21 protein-coding genes are annotated in these 21587 nt (G+C 34.3%); 16 read left to right on the top strand and 5 right to left on the bottom strand.

Annotated features, from left to right (window positions below; genetic code table 11):
• Positions 1–53: 53 nt before the first annotated feature.
• Genes CSUIS_RS04700 through murJ form a run of 3 tightly spaced genes read right to left on the bottom strand, consistent with a single transcriptional unit; the run spans position 54 to position 4520 of the window.
• Positions 54–1772, bottom strand: a complete 1719-nt coding sequence (locus tag CSUIS_RS04700; RefSeq protein WP_086298578.1) for an ABC transporter ATP-binding protein — start codon at positions 1770–1772, stop codon at positions 54–56.
• Positions 1760–3136, bottom strand: coding sequence for a cysteine--tRNA ligase (gene cysS / locus CSUIS_RS04695; protein ID WP_086297468.1), 1377 nt, complete (start codon positions 3134–3136; stop codon positions 1760–1762). The genes CSUIS_RS04700 and cysS overlap by 13 nt, the downstream gene beginning before the upstream one ends.
• Positions 3123–4520, bottom strand: coding sequence for a murein biosynthesis integral membrane protein MurJ (gene murJ / locus CSUIS_RS04690; RefSeq protein WP_086297466.1), 1398 nt, complete (start codon positions 4518–4520; stop codon positions 3123–3125). The genes cysS and murJ overlap by 14 nt, the downstream gene beginning before the upstream one ends.
• A 245-nt stretch (positions 4521–4765) precedes the next feature.
• Between murJ and CSUIS_RS04685 the strand changes: the two genes are divergently transcribed.
• Genes CSUIS_RS04685 through CSUIS_RS04670 form a run of 4 tightly spaced genes read left to right on the top strand, consistent with a single transcriptional unit; the run spans position 4766 to position 8602 of the window.
• Positions 4766–5170 (top strand): Rrf2 family transcriptional regulator, encoded by a 405-nt coding sequence (locus CSUIS_RS04685; RefSeq protein ID WP_086236616.1) that lies wholly within the window; start codon positions 4766–4768, stop codon positions 5168–5170.
• Between the two features lies 1 nt (position 5171).
• On the top strand, positions 5172–7343 hold the full coding sequence (gene flhA / locus CSUIS_RS04680; protein ID WP_236860763.1) for a flagellar biosynthesis protein FlhA: 2172 nt from the start codon (positions 5172–5174) through the stop codon (positions 7341–7343).
• Positions 7344–7355: 12 nt separating this feature from the next.
• A complete protein-coding gene (locus CSUIS_RS04675) occupies positions 7356–8369 on the top strand; it encodes a DHH family phosphoesterase (protein ID WP_086297464.1) in 1014 nt (337 codons plus the stop codon).
• Positions 8369–8602: a hypothetical protein gene (locus CSUIS_RS04670; RefSeq protein WP_086236618.1), complete on the top strand. Its 234-nt coding sequence runs from the start codon at positions 8369–8371 to the stop codon at positions 8600–8602. The genes CSUIS_RS04675 and CSUIS_RS04670 overlap by 1 nt, the downstream gene beginning before the upstream one ends.
• Here CSUIS_RS04670 and CSUIS_RS08500 read toward each other — a convergent pair.
• Complete coding sequence (locus CSUIS_RS08500; RefSeq protein WP_180379353.1) at positions 8591–8758, bottom strand: hypothetical protein; 168 nt, start codon at positions 8756–8758, stop codon at positions 8591–8593. The two genes, CSUIS_RS04670 and CSUIS_RS08500, sit on opposite strands and share 12 nt — an antisense overlap.
• Before the next feature lie 235 nt (positions 8759–8993).
• Between CSUIS_RS08500 and CSUIS_RS04665 the strand changes: the two genes are divergently transcribed.
• The 3 genes from CSUIS_RS04665 to dnaK are packed head-to-tail and all read left to right on the top strand — an operon-like array spanning position 8994 to position 12194.
• Complete coding sequence (locus CSUIS_RS04665; RefSeq protein WP_086236619.1) at positions 8994–9782, top strand: HrcA family transcriptional regulator; 789 nt, start codon at positions 8994–8996, stop codon at positions 9780–9782.
• Positions 9779–10300, top strand: coding sequence for a nucleotide exchange factor GrpE (locus CSUIS_RS04660; RefSeq protein ID WP_086236620.1), 522 nt, complete (start codon positions 9779–9781; stop codon positions 10298–10300). Before CSUIS_RS04665 ends, CSUIS_RS04660 begins: the two co-directional genes overlap by 4 nt.
• Before the next feature lie 22 nt (positions 10301–10322).
• Complete coding sequence (gene dnaK / locus CSUIS_RS04655) at positions 10323–12194, top strand: molecular chaperone DnaK (protein WP_086297463.1); 1872 nt, start codon at positions 10323–10325, stop codon at positions 12192–12194.
• Positions 12195–12211: 17 nt separating this feature from the next.
• Here the strand turns inward: dnaK and hemW are convergent, their stop codons facing one another.
• Positions 12212–13246, bottom strand: a complete 1035-nt coding sequence (gene hemW / locus CSUIS_RS04650; protein ID WP_086297461.1) for a radical SAM family heme chaperone HemW — start codon at positions 13244–13246, stop codon at positions 12212–12214.
• A gap of 113 nt (positions 13247–13359) precedes the next feature.
• On the opposite strand from hemW, the gene CSUIS_RS04645 reads away from it, so the two are divergent.
• The 9 genes from CSUIS_RS04645 to cmoA are packed head-to-tail and all read left to right on the top strand — an operon-like array spanning position 13360 to position 21538.
• Positions 13360–13830, top strand: a complete 471-nt coding sequence (locus tag CSUIS_RS04645; protein WP_086236625.1) for an RNA pyrophosphohydrolase — start codon at positions 13360–13362, stop codon at positions 13828–13830.
• A complete protein-coding gene (locus tag CSUIS_RS04640; protein WP_086297459.1) occupies positions 13830–15047 on the top strand; it encodes an aspartate kinase in 1218 nt (405 codons plus the stop codon). The genes CSUIS_RS04645 and CSUIS_RS04640 overlap by 1 nt, the downstream gene beginning before the upstream one ends.
• Positions 15047–15586 (top strand): HobA family DNA replication regulator, encoded by a 540-nt coding sequence (locus CSUIS_RS04635; RefSeq protein WP_086297457.1) that lies wholly within the window; start codon positions 15047–15049, stop codon positions 15584–15586. Before CSUIS_RS04640 ends, CSUIS_RS04635 begins: the two co-directional genes overlap by 1 nt.
• Positions 15583–16206, top strand: a complete 624-nt coding sequence (locus tag CSUIS_RS04630) for a DNA polymerase III subunit delta' (RefSeq protein ID WP_086297455.1) — start codon at positions 15583–15585, stop codon at positions 16204–16206. Before CSUIS_RS04635 ends, CSUIS_RS04630 begins: the two co-directional genes overlap by 4 nt.
• A complete protein-coding gene (gene folP, locus CSUIS_RS04625; RefSeq protein ID WP_086297453.1) occupies positions 16203–17342 on the top strand; it encodes a dihydropteroate synthase in 1140 nt (379 codons plus the stop codon). Before CSUIS_RS04630 ends, folP begins: the two co-directional genes overlap by 4 nt.
• The gene (gene ligA / locus CSUIS_RS04620; protein ID WP_086297451.1) at positions 17339–19285 is read left to right on the top strand and encodes an NAD-dependent DNA ligase LigA; all 1947 of its coding nucleotides are present in this window, start codon (positions 17339–17341) and stop codon (positions 19283–19285) included. The genes folP and ligA overlap by 4 nt, the downstream gene beginning before the upstream one ends.
• On the top strand, positions 19275–19976 hold the full coding sequence (gene tlyA / locus CSUIS_RS04615; protein ID WP_086297449.1) for a 23S rRNA (cytidine-2'-O)-methyltransferase TlyA: 702 nt from the start codon (positions 19275–19277) through the stop codon (positions 19974–19976). Before ligA ends, tlyA begins: the two co-directional genes overlap by 11 nt.
• Positions 19945–20844, top strand: coding sequence for a bifunctional riboflavin kinase/FAD synthetase (locus CSUIS_RS04610; protein WP_192940223.1), 900 nt, complete (start codon positions 19945–19947; stop codon positions 20842–20844). The genes tlyA and CSUIS_RS04610 overlap by 32 nt, the downstream gene beginning before the upstream one ends.
• Positions 20834–21538 (top strand): carboxy-S-adenosyl-L-methionine synthase CmoA, encoded by a 705-nt coding sequence (cmoA, locus tag CSUIS_RS04605; RefSeq protein WP_086297443.1) that lies wholly within the window; start codon positions 20834–20836, stop codon positions 21536–21538. Before CSUIS_RS04610 ends, cmoA begins: the two co-directional genes overlap by 11 nt.
• Positions 21539–21587 lie beyond the last annotated feature (49 nt).

Below are 21587 nucleotides of genomic sequence, written 5' to 3'. Positions count from 1 at the left end.
TGTAATCTATATTTATAAGGCGCTCGCTAGCTTTGGTAGCTAGTGAGTATTATCTAGTGGATTGCTCCTAGTTTTAGCCTTTGGTATATTTGACACTGGCTTTCTAACTCTTTATCTGTGCCAAATCCTACTATTTTACCAGAGCTAATAACCGCTATTTTATCAGCATTTTTGATGGTTGATAGTCTATGGGCTATTACTATTACTATCTTTTCTTGACCTAAGTTCTCTATGGCTTTGGTTATCTCTTGTTCGCTTTCATTATCTAATGCGCTTGTTGCCTCATCAAAAATTAAAATTTGAGGATTATGGTATAAAGCCCTTGCGATAGCAATTCTCTGTCTTTGACCGCCACTTAGATTAGCCCCATACTCACTAAGCATTGTATGTATGCCACTATCTAGCTTTTGGACAAAATCATATGCGTTTGCCATCTTAAGTGCATTTATAACCTTATTATCATCTAAAGGCGCTCCATAAGCGACATTAGCAGCGATTGTATCATTAAATATATATACTCTTTGAGTTACTAGGCCTATATTTTCTCTTAAGCCTTTAAGTTTAAATTCACTTATATCATTTTCATTTATTAGTATTGTTCCTAAGTCTGGATCATAAAATCTCATTAAGAGATTTATAAGTGTGCTTTTACCACCACCGCTACTTCCTACTAGGGCTATCATTTGACCTTTATATACTTTAAGGTTGATGCCATTTAATGCTACCTTATCTCCATAGCTAAATTTTAAATCTTGGATTGTGATTGAATTTACTTTATTTGGGAAGTTAAGCTTGCCATCAACTATATTTGGGCTCATATCAAGTAGCTCAAATGTCCTTTGACTAGCCACTATAGCATCTTGCATTTGATTGTATATAGAAGTTAGCCTTTTAATTGGCGTATATAGCATAAATAGTGCTGTAAGAAAGCTAAAAAAGCTTCCAACTGTGATCTCTCCATTTATAACTTGTTGGCCGCCTATTATAATAGTAATGGCAATGCCAATAGAGCCTAGCGTCTCCATCATCGGACTTACTAGGGTATTTACCTTGACGGATTTTAAATTTAATTTAAAGATTTTATCGTTTTGAGTGTCAAATTTCTCTAGCTCCTTACCTTGTGCGTTACTAGCTTTTATTATCTCAATATTAGCAAATATCTGACTTAAAACAGAGGTTATATCGCCTGAGGTTTCTTGTGAAGTTCGGCTTATCTTTCTCATCTTTTTAGCCAGTCTTGAGAGTGGATAGAGTGCTGCTGGCAAGACTATTAGAGAAAATAGCGCTAGGGTAGGGCTTTGATAAATCACCACACAAAGTAAGCCAATAATAGTTACAAACTCACGCACTAGCTCTGGGATTAAATTTGATACTATAGAGCGAATTCTCTCTATATCGCTCATAATCCTACTCATAAGCTCTCCGCTTCTATATTTATGGAAAAAGCTCATATCAAGAGTTAATATATTTGCTAGTTGATTGTGTCTAAAGCGTCTTACCATATCTTGTCCGATATAGGCTGTGAAATATACTTGTAAGTAGATCCCAAGGCTCTTTATAAAGTATATCCCAATAATCGCATATGGAAGCAAATATAGTAAATTTTCATCTTTTTGGATAAAGATATAATCTAGCACAGGCTTAACAAGCCAAGCTGATACCGCAGTCCCCACACTAGCCATAATCATTCCGATAATAGCTATGATAAATTGTGGTATATACTCCTTATAATATGATTTAAATCGCCTAAAAACCTCTGCTATTCCGTCCATATTTTCTCCCATTTTACTCCATTTGGTGTATCCATTATAGCCACACCAAGGCTATTTAATTCATCTCTTATCAAATCAGCCTTTTTATAATCTTTAGCCGATTTGGCCTCATTTCTAGCTTTTATTAAATTCATAATTCTCTCTTTTTGCGTTTCATCAAATCCATATTGAAACCACTCAAATTCATCTTGATATAATATCCCAAGAGTATCTTTGATAAAATTTAGATTAGCCATAATTGTGGATTTTAAGGCTTTATTTTTTGGCTCTTTATCTAGATTTGTGTTGGCTTGATTTACCATTTCATCAATTTTAGCTAGAGCCACCGAGATATTTAAATCATCGCTTAAAGCATCTAAAATAGAGTTTTTAAACTCTCCTTTAGCCTCACTAGCTTCAACCCCACTTAATCGCTTTTTAAGCCTATAAATTTTATCAAGACGCTTTTTGCTAGAGAGTAGATCAGCTATATCGTAGTTGAAATTTGCTCTATAATAGCTACTCATTAAATAAAATCTCACCGCCTCGCCAGGTGCGATAGCTAACGCATCTTTTATGAAAAATGAGTTACCTAAGCTCTTACTCATCTTCTCATTATCTACTTGTATAAACCCATTATGCATCCAGTGCTTAGCTAACTCTTTATGATATGCACACCTACATTGTGCGGCTTCATTTTCGTGGTGCGGAAAGAGCAGATCAGCCCCACCAGCGTGAATATCAATAGTCTTACCAAATATATTTGAAATCATCGCTACACACTCTGTATGCCAGCCAGGACGCCCCTTGCCAAATGGACTATCATACCAATTCTCATCAAATTTCCATAAAACAAAATCTTTTTCACTTCTTTTGGAGTTATTGCTTTTTACTCTAGCGATAAGATTTTCATCTTTTCTACCGCTTAAGCTTAGATATTTTTCATCTTTGCTAGTATCAAAGTAAATTCCATCTTCAAGCTTATATGTCGCTCCATTTTGCTCTAGCTTTAAGATATAATCTATAATAGAGTTTAAATAGCAAGTAGCCTTAGGCTCTATATCAGCGTTTAATACATTTAGGGCTTTCATATCGCTAATGTATCTATCTATATAGTAGGTTGTGATCTGCTCTAAAGTTTGATTGGTTGATTGCATTTTGGCTAAAATTTTATCATCTATATCAGTGAAATTTTTAACAAATTTAACTCTATATCCAAGCGCTATCAAAACCCGCCTAAGAAGATCAAAGCTAATGCTAGATTTAGCATGACCTAGGTGAGCATCATCATAGACGGTTGGACCGCATACATATATATTTATCTCATTGCTATTTAGTGGTTTTAACTCAATTTTTTGCTTTAATGCTGTATCATAAATTTGCATATATAAACTCCCTTAACTCTACTAATAAATAGCCAAAAATTATAACTAAAATTATGGTAATTAAATTTATCCTACTAAGGCTTATATCTAAAAATTGCTTAATACCAAATATAAAAATTGAATATCCTAGCAAAAATACTCCACTAATAGTACTTGCTAAAGCTAATCCACTAGCACCAAGAGGCTTAAATAAGATTAGGCATAAAATTGTGTTGATAAATAGTGAGTATATGGCGATTTTGGCTGCGATTTTTTGTTGCATTTTGGCATATAGCCAAAGCGAAAATAGTTTATAAAGTCCAAAAGGCAAAAGTCCAAGTATATACATTTGTAAAACCTTAGCCGATTCTATGGTATTTTGCGAATTAAACTCCCCACTTTGAAATAGCAGCCAGATAATCTCTTTAGATAAAATATATCCGCCGATTGTGGAAAATATAAGCAAGAAAAATAGCAAATTAAAGCTTTTTTTAAGTAAATTTATAGCCGTTTCATCACTATTTATCTTAATGGCTTTTGAAATTTTAGGGAAAATCGCAGTTGATAAAGCAATGGCAAATAGTGCTAATGGCAGTTGAAAAATTCTATTAGCATAATATAGGTAGCTTATGGCCCCAGTGGCTAAGAAACTAGCGATAAATGTGGAGATAAAATCGCTTAATTGATTTGCGCTACTACCAATTATCCCGTGAGTAAAATTTTGCCAAAAACCATTAGCTTTAGCTCTTTTGCCTTTTATAAACTTAGCCATTCCAAGGGTTAATAAGCGAAGTAAATTTAGCCTTTTAAGTGCGATAATATGGGATAAAACTTGGATAAATCCACCAACTACAACGCCCCAGCTAAGGTATAAGGCTGCGCTTTGCTGATCTAGATTATTAGCTAAAAATAGAGCCGTTATCATGGAGAGATTTAAAAATGCCGTGCTAAAAGCAGTAGTGGCAAAGTGATTTTTGTATTGTAATAGTGCTGATAGTAAGGTAACTATAAAAATAGCCAAAAGATACCAAAAATTAATCCGCACCAAAGGCACAGCAAGAGCTATAATCTCATCGCTAAATCCATAAGCCAAAGCCTTTGTAACAAGCGGAGCAAAAAGCATAACTATCAAGCTTAAAATTAACATAGCAAGGCTTAATTTGATTAAAATTTCAGTAGCAAATAACCCTTTTTTGCTTACCTTAACTAAATTTGGCATAAAAGCTTGAGAAAATGCCCCTTCGCCAAAGAGTCTGCGAAAGAGATTAGGTAGCTTAAACGCTACAAAAAATATATCGCTCCAAATACTTGCACCAAGAGCATTTGCTGTCATTAAATCTCTGATAAATCCAAGCACCCTAGAGCATAAAATTCCAATACTATTTGTAAAAAAATGTCTAAGCAAATATCTATTTTCCTAAATTTAATTTTACTATAAATTTATAATTAAAATAAGCAAAATGGCACCTTGATAAATGCCTAAGATTTATCACTATAATTAAATGAAAATATCCATATAAAAGCTATTTATAAATGCTTATTAATTTATCTTAAAATATTAAAAATAAGTTGATATTATACTCTAAAAAAAGTTAATATTAATATATTTTTTAGTAGAATATCTGAATTTAAATTCTCAAAGGAGCAAAGGTGTTATTTACCAAAGCTAGTGAATATGCTATGCTATCATTAATATTATTATCGCAAGCAAACTATCCAAAAGATGTAGATACTATATCATCAGAGCTTGGAATTTCAAAAAGTTTTTTAGCTAAAATCTTACAAAATTTAGCAAAAGCTGGGATATTAAACTCTTTTAAGGGGGCAAATGGCGGATTTGTTTTAGCTGATAAGCCATCAAATTTGACTATTAAACATATTTTAGAGAGTGCAGAGAAGCGTAAAGTAAATGTATTTGAGTGTGCAAATTCTAGATGCGATTGCCCTAGCAATAAAGGAGATGGGTGCCAAATTTGGCCTATATTTAACGACTTGCAAGGTCGAGTTGATAACTTTTTAGACCAGATAACATTAGCTGATATTATGAAGAAATAGTTTGGCTAAACGCAATATTTTAACCATGGTGGCGCCATTTTTAGCGCCAGTTATAAAGGCTAAGAGTCTAACTGTAGTTTTTGTCATTATAGCTATTTTGGCTATTATCATTGTGCCTTTACCTAGTGGGGTGCTTGATTTTTTCTTAGCTCTATCCATAGCTATATCTGTGCTTATAATATTAATCTCTATTTATATACCCAAACCAACAGATCTTAGCACATTTCCTACTTTAGTTTTGATAGTTACTCTATTTAGATTAGCACTGAATATAGCAACTACTAGAATGATTTTAAGCGAAGGTCATAACGGACCAGAGGCTGTAAGTGATATTATCGCTAGTTTTGGTAAATTCGTAGTTGGTGGCAACTATGTAATTGGCGTGATTGTCTTTTGTATTTTGGTGCTTATAAATTTTATGGTTGTAACTAAAGGCTCAACCCGTGTAAGTGAAGTTCAAGCTAGATTTACTCTAGATGCGATGCCAGGAAAGCAGATGGCTATTGATGCGGATTTAAATGCGGGTTTGATAGATGAGCAAGCAGCTAAGCAAAGGCGTCAAGATATAATATCTGAAGCGAATTTTTATGGAGCAATGGATGGTTCATCTAAATTTATAAAAGGTGACGCTGTAGCTGGTATTATCATTACAATTATTAATATTATTGGTGGATTTTTGATTGGCTCTTTTGAGCATGATATGGCTATTAAAGATGCCGCAGCTACATATACGATTCTTACAATTGGAGATGGATTGGTAAGCCAAATTCCAGGTCTTATCACATCAACTGCAACGGCTATTATTATAACTAGAGCTAGCAAGGATGAGGATAATTTTGCCGAAGGGGTCGTATCCCAGCTACTTGGCGAGTATAAAACGCTTTTGATAGTTGGTTTTATACTTTTTATGTTTGCTTTAGTTCCAGGTCTTCCAACACTATCGCTTGGATTTATGGGGCTTTTATTTTTAGGAATTGGCTTTATTTTAAAACAGATAGAAGATGGCAAAATCGATTTTAGCGCAATTAAAAGTGATAAAAATAGCCCCCAATCATCAGAGGCTACAGGTAAATCCGCCAAAGCATCTACAAATAAACTTCCTAAAAAAAGCGAAGAAGAGATCGCTATGGAGGAGCAAGCTAAGATTGATGATATTTTAAAAATTGAAATTTTAGAGCTTGATTTGGGCTATGGACTTTTAAAGCTTGCCGATGGTGATTTGATAGAGAGAATTAGAGCTATGAGACGAAATATGGCTACAATGCTAGGATTTTTAATGCCTAAAATTAGATTAAGGGATAATATCTTGCTTGGGCCAAATGAGTATAAATTTAAGTTAAAAGGCGTAGTAATAGGCTCTGGCGTGGTTTATCCTGATAAGTGCTTAGCTATGGATAGTGGATATGTGAGTGCTGATATTGATGGTATTGCGGTAAAAGATCCAGCTTTTGGGCTTGATGCTTTGTGGATTGATCAAAATTATAAAGAAGATGCGATATTAAGCGGATATACAGTCGCTGATGCGGCTAGTGTTATATCTACTCACATGAGCGAATTAGTCAAGCAAAATGCGAGTGAATTATTAACCAAGCAAGAGGTTCAAAATATCCTTGATAAGGTAAAATCAGAATACTCTGTAGTGGTTGATGATACGCTAAAAGTAGTTGGTGTGGGAGTTATACAAAAGGTATTAAGAGCTTTGCTTAAAGATAATATCCCTATTAAAGATATGCTTAGCATACTTGAGGCAATTAGCGATGTGGCTGAAGTTAGCAAGAATTTAGATATGATAATTGAGCATGTTCGAGCAGCCCTAGCAAGGGTGATAACTTCTATGTATGTTGATGAGAATGGTCAGTTAAATTTTTATATCCTAGAAGCCTCAGCCCAGCAAAAGCTAATAGACAGCCTAAGCTATAAAGATGGTGCATACACTATGATGATAAATGTAGCACAAACTTCAGCCATAGTAAGCGCATTAAGAGCAAAAAGAGAGAATCGCCCTATAAGCGAACAAGGCGATATGGTGCTTTGCGTTGAGCCTAGTATTCGTAAATTTATAGATAGTATAGTGCAGAATTTCTCAATCGATATTGCTGTGCTTAGCTTTGCTGAAATTGCACCAAACACGCAGTTTGAGACACTTGGGACTATAGAGATACCAGAACTTTAATAAAGGAATAAAATGAAAATTTATCATCTTAGTCATACTGATTTAGATGGATACTCTTGTCAGTTTGTTAGTAATTTTTATCTTAAAAATATTGAATTTTATAACTCAAATTATGGAAAAGAGATTGATAAAAAAATGTCGCATATCATCTCTAAAATTGGTAATGATAAGGCTGTTATTTTAATTACAGATTTAAATTTAACCAAAACTCAATGCCAAAGCTACGAAGAGCAACTCAAAGATAAAAATGTTAAGTTAATTTTATTAGACCATCATCAAACTGGTGCTGAGTGCTCACAGATATTTCCTTGGTACTATCTTGATAACTCTAGGAGTGCTACTAAAATTTGTTATGATTTTTTTAGTGCGATGTTTGGGGCTGATGAGAGGCTAGAGGCGTATTGTAATGCGGTAAATGCGGTGGATATTTGGCTAAAAAATGATCCAAATTTTGAGCTTGGTAAGGTCTGTATGGGGGCAATTGCTGGAGCTAAGGAGATAAATAAGGTTATGTTTGAAAAGGAGCATATAGAGTATATCTTTTATCTTATTAAAAATTTTTGCGAATTCTTAAGCTTAAATAACGCCCATATCGAGCTTGATAATAGACTTCATGGAATTAAAAAAGAGTTTTTTTACCTTAAAAATGATGATACTCTAAGCAATCTAAATTCAAATTATCTAGTCAGACATCTTACTTCAAATAGTGATAAATTTAGTATTAATTATCGTGGGAGTAGAGGAATTTTAACATATAATATAGGAAGTGCTAGCGTGATTGGAAATGACTTTTTAGTAGCAAATCCTGAGTTTAAATTTTTCATTGATATAACTAGTAAAAAGAGTATGAGCTTTAGATCAAATGGGGATTTTGATGTAAGCCAAATGGCAAAAGAGCTTTGCGATGGAGGTGGGCATAAAAATGCTAGTGGTGGGTTTTTTGCTGGATTTATAGATAGTTATAATTATGATGAGATAAAATCACAAGTGGTAAATTTGATTAATAAAAAAACAGGAGAGCAATAATGAAAAATTATGAAAACGATGTGACTTTAGAGGAGATGAGCTATGAGCTTGAGCTAGCGACTCTTGGTATGTTGTATTATGCTGGGGTTAAAAAGGAGCTGATAAATGAGGCCTTTGATAGATACATTGATGTTATAGATGATGTGCTAGAAGATAGCGACGCAAACGGCGTAGATGAGGTTATAGCTGTAGTAGAATATATGAAAAAGAATTATCCAGAGCTATTTAAGTAGCCTTTTGGTTTTATATCTTAGTAGTCTAATGGCAAATTGACTCTTTTTATTTAGCGTTTTATAATACCTATAGATATTAAATTTAAACCTACTAATCTGAATTTGAGTAAAAATATGCTCTAATTCATCTCTTTCTTTTGCTGTTAGATTGCTCAATTTGTCCCCTTTTTGATTTAAGAAGTGAATTATACTTTATGAGTTATTAAATATCAATAAATTTTTTGCATACAATTTATATTTTCACATATTTAAATTTTATGATTATAAGCAGTTAGGTATATCAATTGCTAAATAAATTTGATAATTTTAATATTTTTGCTTAAAATACTTGACAAAGGTTGGCTCAATGTTGTATAATTAACTTAGCAATTAAATATAAAGAGTGCTAATAATGAAAGTAGATAAGAGAGATTTAATACTAGAGTCTATCATTCATGCATATTTAGAAGCAAATGAGCCAATTGGGTCTAGTGAGCTTGGTATGAGAATGAATATAGCTATCCCGGCATCTACTATTAGAGTATATTTTAAAAAGCTTAGCGATGAGGGGGCGATCACTCAACTACACATTAGCGGTGGGCGAATTCCTACAGCTAGTGCGATGGAGATTTATTGGCAAAATAGACTTAAATTTAGCCCAATATTATCTATAAATAATATTGATTTACTAAATTTTTTAGTTTATAAAAATGATATTTATTGCATGATTTTTGAAAATCAAAAGCTATTTTTAAAAGATGTTTTAAATCTTAAAGATCGCTTTTTAGTTCTTGATTTTAACACTCAGAGTATATCTATTAAATTTAGCTCAAAAGTTGAAAAATTTTTAAGCAATTTAATTGGAGTTAGCTTAGAAGAGCTAGATCACATCTCTATGCAAGTGGGATTAAGTGAGCTAAGAGTTAAAATTAAAGCTTTAAAAAGAGAGGAGATTTTATTTCAAGAAAATGAGAAAATTGCTTTTGAAATTTGTAAAGATGATAGTATAAAGGCGATTTTAGATCCATCATTTGGTAATAATTTTAATGGAAATTTAGCCTTTAGTCCGCTATTTTCTACTGGCTATATGGGATTAAAAACTGATGTGATATATCAGGGCAAACCAGCTATTATGCTTTGTGCTAGTAGCGTTTATAGCGATTATGAGAAGTTTTTAAGTATGTTAAAGGAGGCTGCGTGAGTCAAGATATAGATGAAAATTTAGATGACAATTTAGCTTTAAATGAGCAAGATTGTCAAGATTGTAAGCAAGATGAGCAAAGCGAATTAGATAGTGAGTTAGCTAAGGTTAAAGAGGATTTGATAAGAGCTACTGCGGATTTTGAAAATATCAAAAAGCGTTTAGAGCGAGAAAAGGCTGAAGCTTTGAAATTCGCAAATGAGAGCTTTGCTAGAGATCTTTTGCCAGTTATTGATGCTTTGGAGATTGCTGCGAATTTACAAAGTGGCGATGATGAGATAGCAAATAAGATAAAAGATGGTATAAACTTAACCATAGAGCAGTTTAAAAAGTGCTTTGAAAAGTATGGTATAAAAGAGATTGATACTAGCGGTGAGTTTAACCCAGAAGTTCATAACGCTATAAATTATATACAGACAGATGAGGTAGAAAGTGGCAAGATAGCTACTGTTTATCAAAAAGGTTATCTATATAATGATAGAGTTTTAAGACCATCTATGGTTGTAATAGCAAAATAAATTTTAATAAAAAGGATATAAAATGAGTAAAGTAATAGGAATAGACCTAGGAACAACAAATTCATGCGTAAGCATATATGAAAGAGGCGAAAGCAAAGTAATCCCTAACAAAGAGGGTAAAAATACAACTCCAAGCGTTGTGGCTTTTACTGATAAGGGAGAGATTTTAGTCGGCGATACAGCTAAACGCCAAGCAGTAACAAATCCAGAAAAAACCATATTTTCTATAAAAAGAATTATGGGTCTTATGATGAATGAGAAAAATGCCGTGGAAGCAAAAAGCCGCCTTCCATATCATATAGTAGATAGAAATGGTGCGTGTGCTGTTGAGATAGCTGGTAAAACATATACTCCACAAGAAATTTCAGCTAAAGTATTGATTAAATTAAAAGAAGATGCTGAAGCGTTTTTAGGCGAGAGTGTAACTGATGCCGTTATCACCGTGCCTGCATACTTTAACGATAGTCAAAGAAAAGCTACAAAAGAAGCTGGCACGATAGCAGGGCTTAATGTGCTTAGAATTATAAATGAGCCTACGGCTGCGGCTTTGGCTTATGGATTAGATAAAAAAGAGGCTGAAAAAATCGTAGTTTATGACCTAGGTGGTGGGACATTTGATGTAACTGTGCTAGAAACTGGAGATAGCGTAGTTGAGGTTTTAGCAACAGGTGGAAATGCCTTCTTAGGTGGAGATGATTTTGATAATAGATTAATTGACTTTTTAGTAAGTGAGTTTAAAAGTGAAACTGGAATCGATCTAAAAAGTGATGTAATGGCTCTTCAACGCTTAAAAGAAGCTGCTGAAAATGCTAAAAAAGAGCTATCAAGTGCTATGGAGACAACTATAAATCTCCCATTTATCACAGCTGATGCAACTGGCCCAAAACACCTTACAAAAACTCTTAGTAGAGCTAAATTTGAAAGTATGATAGATGATTTGGTATCTCAAACTATCACAAAAATAAATGAGGTAGTAAAAGACGCTGGTATAAGCAAAAGTGATATAAAAGAAGTAGTAATGGTAGGTGGCTCAACTCGTGTTCCTGTAGTGCAAGAAGAGGTCAAAAAAGCATTTGATAAAGAGCTAAACAAATCAGTAAATCCTGATGAAGTTGTAGCAATTGGTGCGGCTATCCAAGGTGCGGTTATAAAAGGCGATGTAAAAGATGTTCTTTTGCTAGATGTTACACCTCTTAGCCTTGGTATTGAGACTCTTGGTGGGGTAATGAGTAAGCTAATTGAAAAGGGTACCACAATCCCAACTAAAAAATCTCAAACTTTCTCAACTGCTGAGGATAATCAAAGTGCAGTTACTATAAATGTACTCCAAGGCGAAAGAGAATTTGCTAAAGATAATAAAAGCTTAGGTAATTTCAATCTTGAAGGAATTATGCCAGCTCCAAGAGGTGTACCACAAATTGAAGTTACATTTGATATAGATGCAAATGGAATTTTAACCGTTTCAGCAAAAGATAAAGCCAGTGGTAAAGCTCAAAACATAACTATTAGTGGCTCAAGCGGCTTAAGCGAAGAAGAGATAAATAAAATGGTAAATGACGCTGAAGCTCATAAAGAAGAGGATAAAAAGAGAAAAGAGGCAGTTGAGGCTAGAAATGGTGCTGATAGCTTAGCCCATCAAACTCAAAAATCTCTTGATGAGCTTGGCGAGAAACTTCCAAGCGAAGATAGGGCTAAAATCGAAGCAGCCTTAAATGATCTAAAAGAGACATTAAAAGATGAGAGTGCTACAAAAGAGCAAATCGATATAAAAGTAAAAGCTCTAAGCGAAGTTAGCCATAAACTAGCTGAAGCTATGTATCAAAATCAAACCGCTGGTGCCAACGCACAAGATAAGAAAAAAGATGATGATGTCATAGACGCTGAAGTAGAATAAAATTTAAGCTAGCCTAATTAAGGCTGGCTTAAATATAGATATATCTCATCGGCTAATAAGAAATTTGGATTATAAATTCTCCCATTTTTTAATATTAATTTTCTCTCTTTGATTAAAATTTCAGCTGTTTTTTGCATATTTGAACTTAAATCGCTTAAGCTTACGCCAATAATGCTCCTAAGACCTAAAAATACTCTTTCACTTCTTTTATCCTCAAGGCTTAATTTTTCAATGCTTTTTTTAAAAGGGTTGGCTATATAATTTTTAAGATTTGTCGCACCCTTATATCTTTTTAGCCCAATTGTCCCCACAGCATACGCACCAAATCCATAGTAGTCATCGCCTTGCCAGTAGCTAAGATTGTGCTTACAGATTTGACCGAAATTTGAGATTTCATACTGATTAAAACCTATATTTTCAAGTGAATTTATGAGATATTTAGCTAGGATTGGGCTATCTTTTTGATATGATATTTTAGAGCTAAACTCACTCTCAAGCATTAAGCTATAGGCTGATATATGTGTAATTTCTAGCTCTTTTAAGGCTTGAATTTCGCTAGATATTAAGGCTTTAGTGTCAAGTTTTGTGCCATACATTATATCAACATTTATATTTTTAAAACCAGCTATTTTGGCATCTTCTACAGCTTTAAATACTCTTTTTGAGTTGTGAATTCTGCCTAAAAATTTAAGCTTTTTTTCATTAAAGCTTTGAGCCCCAAGGCTTAAGCGATTTACGCCAAGCTCTCTCATATGATTTAGCCACTTCAAATTTGCTGAGTTTGGGTTTGCCTCACTTGTGATCTCACAATCTTTATTTAAATTTGGTCTTAAGTATTCAAAAATTTCATCATACAACCTAGCATCTACGCTACTTGGAGTGCCACCACCTATAAATATTGTGGAGATTTTATCATTGAATTTGATATTTTTTATCTCTTTTGTAAGGGCTTTAAAATACTCTTTAGTTATAGCAAATTGATCGCTATGAGAGCCAAAAGCACAATATGGGCACTTTGATTCGCAAAATGGAATGTGTATATAGATATGCAAAATTTGTCCTAAAATTTATTCTAAATTTAACAAATAATTTATTAAATTTAGTTGATTTATTAAACTTTAAACGCTTTTAGGGTAGGATTTTTACCAAATTTTTAGGATCAAAAATGGATAAAGGCAAGAGGTATCGTCCAAATGTAGCGGCGATTATTTTATCTCCATCTTATCCTTTAGAGTGTAAAGTATTCATCGCTCAACGATATGATATTAGTGGAGCTTGGCAGTTTCCACAAGGTGGGATAGATGAAGGCGAATCACCCAAAGAGGCTCTTTTTAGAGAGCTTGAAGAGGAGATAGGGACAAGCGAAGTAGAGATTTTATGCGAGCACCCTAAGTGGCTTGAGTATGATTTTCCTGAAAATATCGCTAAGAAAATGGCGCCATATGATGGACAAATTCAAAGATATTTTTTGGTTAGATTAAAGCCAAATGCAAAGATTGATCTAGCGACAAAACACCCTGAATTTGATGATTACTGCTTTATGCCTGTAAATGATGTATTAAGCAAGGTTAATCACTTCAAAAAGGGTGCGTATGCTAAAGTGCTTAAATATTTTAAAGATGAAGGATTCATATAATGCTAATAGTGCAAAAGTATGGCGGGACAAGCGTTGGAAATTTAGAAAGAATAGAAGAGGTTGCTAAAAGAGTAATTGCTACTAAAGATGCTGGTAATGATGTAGTAGTCGTGGTTTCTGCTATGAGTGGGGTAACAAATCAGCTAATAGAATATGCTGAGCACTTTAGCAAAATTCAGCCACAAAGTGCAGATATGGATATGCTCCTTAGCTCTGGCGAGAGAGTTACAAGCTCACTTTTATCAATTGCTTTAAATTCAAAAGGATATAAGGCTGTGGCATTTAGTGGAGATATGGCTGGGATTATAACAAATAGCGATTTTACCAAGGCTAGAATTATCGATATAGATGGCAAAAAGATGAAAGAAGCGCTAAAAGAAGGCAATATAGTCGTAGTAGCTGGATTTCAAGGGGTAACAAAAGATGGAGATGTAACAACTCTAGGTCGTGGCGGAAGCGATCTAAGTGCTGTGGCTGTAGCAGGAGCTCTAAAGGCTGATTTGTGTGAGATTTACACAGATGTAGATGGGGTATATACTACAGATCCAAGGATAGAGCCTAAGGCTAGAAAGCTTGAGAAAATTAGCTATGATGAGATGCTAGAGCTAGCTAGTATGGGGGCAAAGGTACTACAAAATAGAAGTGTAGAGTTAGCCAAAAAATTAAAGGTAAATTTAGTCACTAGAAGTAGCTTTAACAATAATGAAGGAACACTAATCACAGGAGAGGCAAACATGGAAATATCAGGAATGGAGCAAGCATTAATAAGCGGTATAGCGCTAGATAAAAATCAAGCAAGAGTAACGATGAGGGGTGTTGTAGATAAGCCAGGAGTTGCAGCTAGTATATTTAAAAAATTAGCTGATAAAAATATAAATGTAGATATGATTATTCAAAATACAAGCCACGAAGATGGCACTACAAGCCTTGGCTTTACCGTTCCTCAAAATGAGATGGAGGCGGCTAGAAATGTAGTTGATGATGGTAGTGCAAAATCCATTGAGATAGATAGCGAAGTAGTCAAAGTAAGCGTAGTTGGTGTGGGTATGAAGAGTCATAGCGGTGTAGCATCTATGGCATTTTCTGTATTGGCAAATGAGGGGATTAATATCCAGATGATCTCTACTAGCGAGATTAAAATTTCGATGATTGTAGCAGAAAAATATGGCGAATTAGCCGTTAGAGCGCTTCATAAAGCTTATGAGTTAGAGAAGTAATGGATCTTATCAAATGGAGCTTGGATGCTATAAGGAGTTCAAGCAAGGAGCTTAGCTGGATGGAGGAGAGGCGTCTAGAGTGGGCGCCGCTACTTGCCTCAAGGCTTAGATACCTTATCGATGGTGCGCCATTTATAATTATATGCGATGAGGATAGGGAGTGGTTTGAGAGCTATTTTTTACGCAGTATTAACCGCAAAGGCTCGCATAGACCTATATTGCCATTTATTTCGCTTAAGTCCTTATATCCAAGATTAAATGATATAAATTCCAAAGAAGAGATAAGTTTGCTTGATGATACGCTTAGTATCTCTTTTCCAAATGGATTTGTATATTTTTATATCGGTAAAAGTAGCTCAAAGCTATGCGCAATAGCCAAAAATCGCACTAGTAGCTATATGTGGCTATTTGATGAACAAGCTGAAAATAGCTTCTATCTTAGCTCTACAGATGAGAATTTGGATTTTAAGCTTTTATCTATGTTTAGATTGTTTGATAGAACTATAGATGCGGTGCTATTTGGTCGGGTTGAGCTTTGAGTTTAAGTAGTAAAATTATTATTAGCGATAATTTTGAGAGTATTAAGGCTGAGTACTCGCAGCTATTAAAGCCTGAATATTTAAAGATTTTTGAGTATGAGAATTTGCTTATGGAAGGGGCTAGGGAGATAATATCTCAAGCATATATCGCAGAAAATCAGCCAAAAGTCTTGCTAATTATGGCTAATAAATATGGCATAGATCCGCAAAATGCTCTACTTAAAATTTTAGAAGAGCCACCAAGAAATATAATTTTTGTTTTGGTTGCACCAGCTAAGAATATATTTTTACCTACGGTTTGCTCTCGTTTAGGTATTGAAAATAGGGTGAAACTAGCAAAAAGTGAGCCAACTGGTATAAATTTCTCAAACTTAAATTTAGCTTATATTAACGATTATGTAGCTACTCAAGTGGCACTAGAAAAAAGCGATAAATTAAGCAAAACTCAACTTCTAAATTTACTTAAATCCATAATCATAGACGCAGTTAAAAATGGGGTTAAATTTAGCCATGAGGACTATATATATTTTAATAAACTTTATAGAATTACAGATCTAAATGCCAAGGCTCAAACCACGCTTTTACCACTACTTCTACTGATAATGCAAAGGATAAAATGAGAGCTTATAAGTTAAATATCGATAGTGATTTTGACCAAATTTGCAATTTTATAGCTCCGCATAAAAGTGGGGCAAAAATTATGAGAAAAAAGGCAAATTTAAATTTTATTTTAATTAAAGATATAAAGGCTGTGGCGGTTAATATCTTAAAGCAAGATGCCCTTAGTATCGGTGCTGAGCTAGTGAGTTCGCATGGTGCAATTTTTGGTGGGGAGAAGCTAGAAAATGCACTTTTAATAATAAATGATAAACAAGCTCAAATCCTAGCTAAAAAGGAGTTATCTCAAGATTTTGGTCTTAAAAAATTGGCTTATTTTTTATCAAATTCATTCCAAAAGCCAAAAAAATGCGAGATAATGGCGGTTTTAAATTTCAATAACGATAGCTTTAATCCAGCAAGTAGAGTTGGCGCTGATGAGGCGGTTTTGCGTATGGAGAGTTTGATTGATTTGGGTGTGGATTATATAGATATTGGTATGGTTAGCTCACGGCCAGGAAGCGAATATATCGGTGCTAAAGCGGAATTTGAAAGGGTAAAGCCAGTTGTAGATCTAATCTATACTAATAAGCTTTATGAGAAAGTTGAGTTTAGCCTTGATAGTTTTGATCCATTTTGTTTGGAGTATGCTTTGAATCATGGATTTGGCTTTGTAAATGATATAAGTGCGGATACAAATTTGGCTTTTTTAGCTGGTAAATATGGAGCAAAATATTGTCTAATGCATAAAAATGGCGATACAAAAACTATGCAAATTAATGTAAAAAATAGCGATATTTTAGAGATTATAAGTGAGTTTTTTACTCAAAAATTAGAAAAAATAAAAGAGTCTAAAGCTAAGCAAATTTATCTTGATGTGGGTATAGGATTTGGCAAAACCGCCCGTGATAATATGGCTTTGATTAAGCATTTAGAGCACTTTTTATTCTTTGGTTATCCGCTTTTAGTAGGAGCTAGTAGAAAATCTATGATAGATTACTATAATCCAAGTAGCGTAGATGAGCGTTTAGCTGGGAGCTTGTATCTACATCAAAAAGCTATAGAAAATGGTGCTAGTATCATTAGGACGCACGATCCTAAGGAGCATATTCAGATGCTAAATTTACATAATGCGTATAAGGATTTAGAAATAGTATGAATCAAAAAGAGTATTTAGAAGCGGTTGATACGCTAAATATATGGGCAAAGGCTTATTATACCGATGATATACCAATAGCAAGCGATGATGAGTATGATGCTTTATATCATAAGGTTGTTAAATTTGAGAAAGAAAATCCAAGCTTAAAGGTGCTGTTTTCGCCTACTAATCGCATAGGTGGCGAGATTTTAGATCAGTTTGAGAAGTTAGCTCATAAGGCTAGAATGTGGTCTATGGAGGATATTTTTAGCGATGATGAGCTTTTAGCGTGGATTGAGCGTGGAGATAAGGGGTCGCAAAGATTTTTTGTAGAGCCTAAATTTGATGGTGCGAGTTTGAATTTAACATATGAAAATGGAATTTTAAAAAGTGCTGCCACAAGGGGAGATGGAGAGATTGGCGAGGATGTTACCAATAATGCTAAGGTGATTAGCTCTATTCCTTTAAAGATTCCTTATGATGGATTTATCGAGATTAGGGGCGAAGTGGTTATCGCTAAAAAGGATTTTGAAGAGATTAATGCTAAGAGAATTCAAGATGGGCTTAATTTACTAGCCAATCCTAGAAACGCAGCTGCTGGTAGCTTAAGACAGCTTGATCCAAGTATAACTAAATCTAGAAGGCTTAAATTCTATCCGTGGGGAGTGGGGGCAAATGAGCTTAAATTTGCCACACATAGCCAAATGATGGAGTTTGTAAGATCTCTTGGATTTTTAAGAGATGATTTTATTAGGGTTTGTAATAGCGTAGATGAGGTTAAAAATGCCTACTCTAAACTCTTATTGCTAAGAGATGAGAAGCCTATAATGATGGATGGTATGGTAGTTCGCATTGATAGCCTTGCTAAGTGCGATGAGCTAGGATTTACGGTTAAATTTCCTAAATTTATGGTAGCTTATAAATTCCCAGCTACGCAAAAGAGCGCTAAATTACTAGATATAGCTTTACAAGTAGGTAGAACTGGCGTGGTTACTCCTGTTGGTATTCTTGATGGGGTGGAGATTGATGGGGCTTTTGTAAGAAATGTAACCTTACATAACTTCGATGAGATAGAGCGTCTAGGGCTTATGAAGGGTGATATGGTCTGCGTAATTAGAAGTGGAGATGTGATACCTAAGATTACAGATGTGTATAAAAGCAGAAGAGATGGCACCCAATCTAATATAGAGCGTCCGACTAACTGCCCTAAGTGTGGTAGTGAGCTTTTAGATGAAGGGGTATTTATAAAGTGTCAAAATTTGAGTTGTAAGGCTAGGGTGGTAAGCTCGATTATATATTTTGCTTCTAAAAAGTGTATGAATATCGATGGTCTTGGCGATGCTATTATAGAGCTTTTATATGAAAATGGCAAAATATCAAGTATAATTGATATTTATAGATTAGATAGGGGTAGCTTTAATGGTTTAGAGGGCTTTAAGGATAAAAAGATAGATAATATCCTAAATGCCATAAATATAAGCAAAACCCCACCACTTCATAGATTTATCACATCTTTAGGGATTGAGCATATTGGCGAAGTAGCAGCAAAAAAGATAGCCTCAACCTATCCAAATAATTGGCTAAATTTAAATCAAGATGAGCTTTTAAGCCTTGATGGATTTGGCGAGGCGATGGCACTTAGCTATTTGGAGTTTATGCGTGTTAATTATGATAAAATTATTGAGCTTATGGAGTTTGTAAAGCCTAAAATTGAAGATATTAAATTTACTCAAAATATATTTAGTGGTAAAACTATAGTTATAACTGGCACCCTTTCTCGTCCTAGAGATGAGATAAAAAAAGAGCTAGAGAGCTTTGGGGCTAAGGTTAGTAGCTCTGTATCATCTAAGAGTGATTATCTACTAAGTGGGGAATCAAGCGGAAGTAAATATGATAAAGCCATATCTTTAGGGGTTAAAATCATCGATGAAAAAGAGTATGAAAGATTGATAAATGAGGGCTGATTTGGCTGTGGCAAATAGCTTAAATATCAGTAGAAATCAAGCAGCACAACTCATATATGATGGCTCTGTGCTTGTAAATTCAAAACCTATAAATAAGCCTAGTCAAGAGATTAGTGTAGATGATGTTATAGAGGCTCAAACTCAAATTTATGTTAGTAGAGCGGCGTTGAAATTGGCTGGATTTTTAGATGAAATTAAGCTAGATTTAAGCGGTAAAATCGCTTTGGATATTGGCTCTAGTACTGGTGGATTTGTCCAAATTTTGCTAGAAAAAGGGATAGGGCAGATCACAGCTCTTGATGTAGGCACTATGCAATTAAGTCCAAATTTAAGAGATGATAGCAGGGTAATAGTCCAAGAAAATACCGATATTAGGGAGTTTGTAAGCGTGGATAAATTTGATATTATTACTGCTGATGTGAGCTTTATCTCATTATTACATATCATTACGCATATTGATAGGTTGGCACTTAGCGATATAATACTATTATTTAAGCCGCAATTTGAGGTTGGTAAGAGTGCTAAACGAACCAAAAATGGTGTTGTAAAAGATGAAAAGGCTATAGATAAAGCTATGGTTAAATTTCAGAGTGAGTGCTTAGCTTTGGGCTGGAAATTAATCAAAAAAAGCGAGTCAAAAATCAAAGGCAAGGAAGGGAATATTGAGCTATTCTACTATTTTAAAAAGTAGCATAAAAGCCATAGCCATCGGCAATTTCGATGGAATTCACAAAGGTCATAAGGAGCTAATCAAGCAGCTTGGCAAAGATGGAGCTTTGGTAGTAGTGCGAAGCGATAAGGCTTGTTTAACTCCTAAAGATAGACACCAAGAGTATAGCGGTGTGCCATGTTTTTACTATGATTTAAAGGATATTTCTGAGCTTAGAGGCGATGAGTTTATAGAAATGCTTAAGAGGGATTTTGTAAATTTAAGCAAGATTGTTGTCGGATATGATTTTAAATTTGGCAAAGATAGAGCCTGGGATAAACATGATTTAAAACATCTATTTAGCGGTGAAGTGGTTGTGGTAGATGAGTTTTGCTTTGATGGTCTTGGGGTGCATAGCTCAGCTATAAAAAGATTTTTGCGTGATGGTGATATATATAGGGCTAATCGGCTTTTAGGGCGTGAGTATAGCGTTGTTGGTATGGTTATAGATGGGCAAGGAATTGGTAAAAAATATCTATATCCAACCCTAAATTTGGATATAACCCCATATCTAGTGCCTAAAGATGGAGTATATGCTACAAGGACAAAGATAGAGGATAATACCTATAGCTCTATCACATTTATTGGCTATAGGCTTAGCACTGATGGGGAGTTTGCTATTGAAAATCATATATTAGATAAAAGCATTGATAATAGACCAAGTAGTGTGCGAGTTTGCTTTGTTGAGTGGATTAGGGATAATGCTAAATTTGATAATCTAGATGATTTAAAAAAGCAAATTTCAAAAGATATAGTAATAGCACAAAATGTGGCAAAAAGCTGTGATTTAAGCATTGAAGAGGTTAGTTTGCACTCTAGAAATTTAGAAGGGGTTTATGATGAGAGATGAGGTCTTTAAAACCGCTATAAATAAGCAATTTGAATTTGATGAGAGTGTGGCAAGTGTATTTGATGATATGGTGTTTAGATCTGTGCCATTTTATAAGCAAACCCAGGAGCTTATAATCTCATTTTTATCTAAAAGATTAGAGCAAGGCTCTAGGGTTATTGACCTTGGATGTTCTACTGCTACTACTTTATTGGAGCTTTATAGGGTTAGGGGGGATTTGGAGCTTTTGGGCGTTGATAATAGTCCTGCTATGCTAGAGCGTGCTAAGAATAGGGCTAGTGGCTATGGAGCGAAAATTGAGCTGATTAATGCTGATATTTTGGAGTATGATTATAATAGGGCAGATGCGGTGATGCTTAATTACACTTTGCAGTTTATTAGGCCTATTAAAAGAGATGAATTTGTAAAGAAAATTTTTGCTAGTTTAGATAGAGATGGGATATTTATATTTAGTGAAAAGCTAGTATATGATGATAAGAAGTTGGCTCTAGATATGATAAATATCTATGAAGAGTATAAAGAGTCGCAAGGATATTCTAAATTTGAAATAGCACAAAAGCGTCAAGCCTTAGAGAATATCTTGATACCATATAGCGAAAATGAGAATAGAGAATTATGCATAAATAGCGGTTTTAAAAGTGTAGAAACCATATTTAAATGGGCTAATTTCGCTACCTTTGTAGCATTTAAGTGATAATATTGATTTATTAGTATTTAAATAAATTTAATGTAGAATAATCATT

Origin of the sequence: Campylobacter porcelli (genome assembly GCF_002139855.1) — a bacterium.
Taxonomy (GTDB): Bacteria; Campylobacterota; Campylobacteria; order Campylobacterales; family Campylobacteraceae; genus Campylobacter; species Campylobacter porcelli.
Note: the sequence above shows the minus strand (reverse complement) of the source record. Positions and strands in the feature narration are given on the sequence as shown.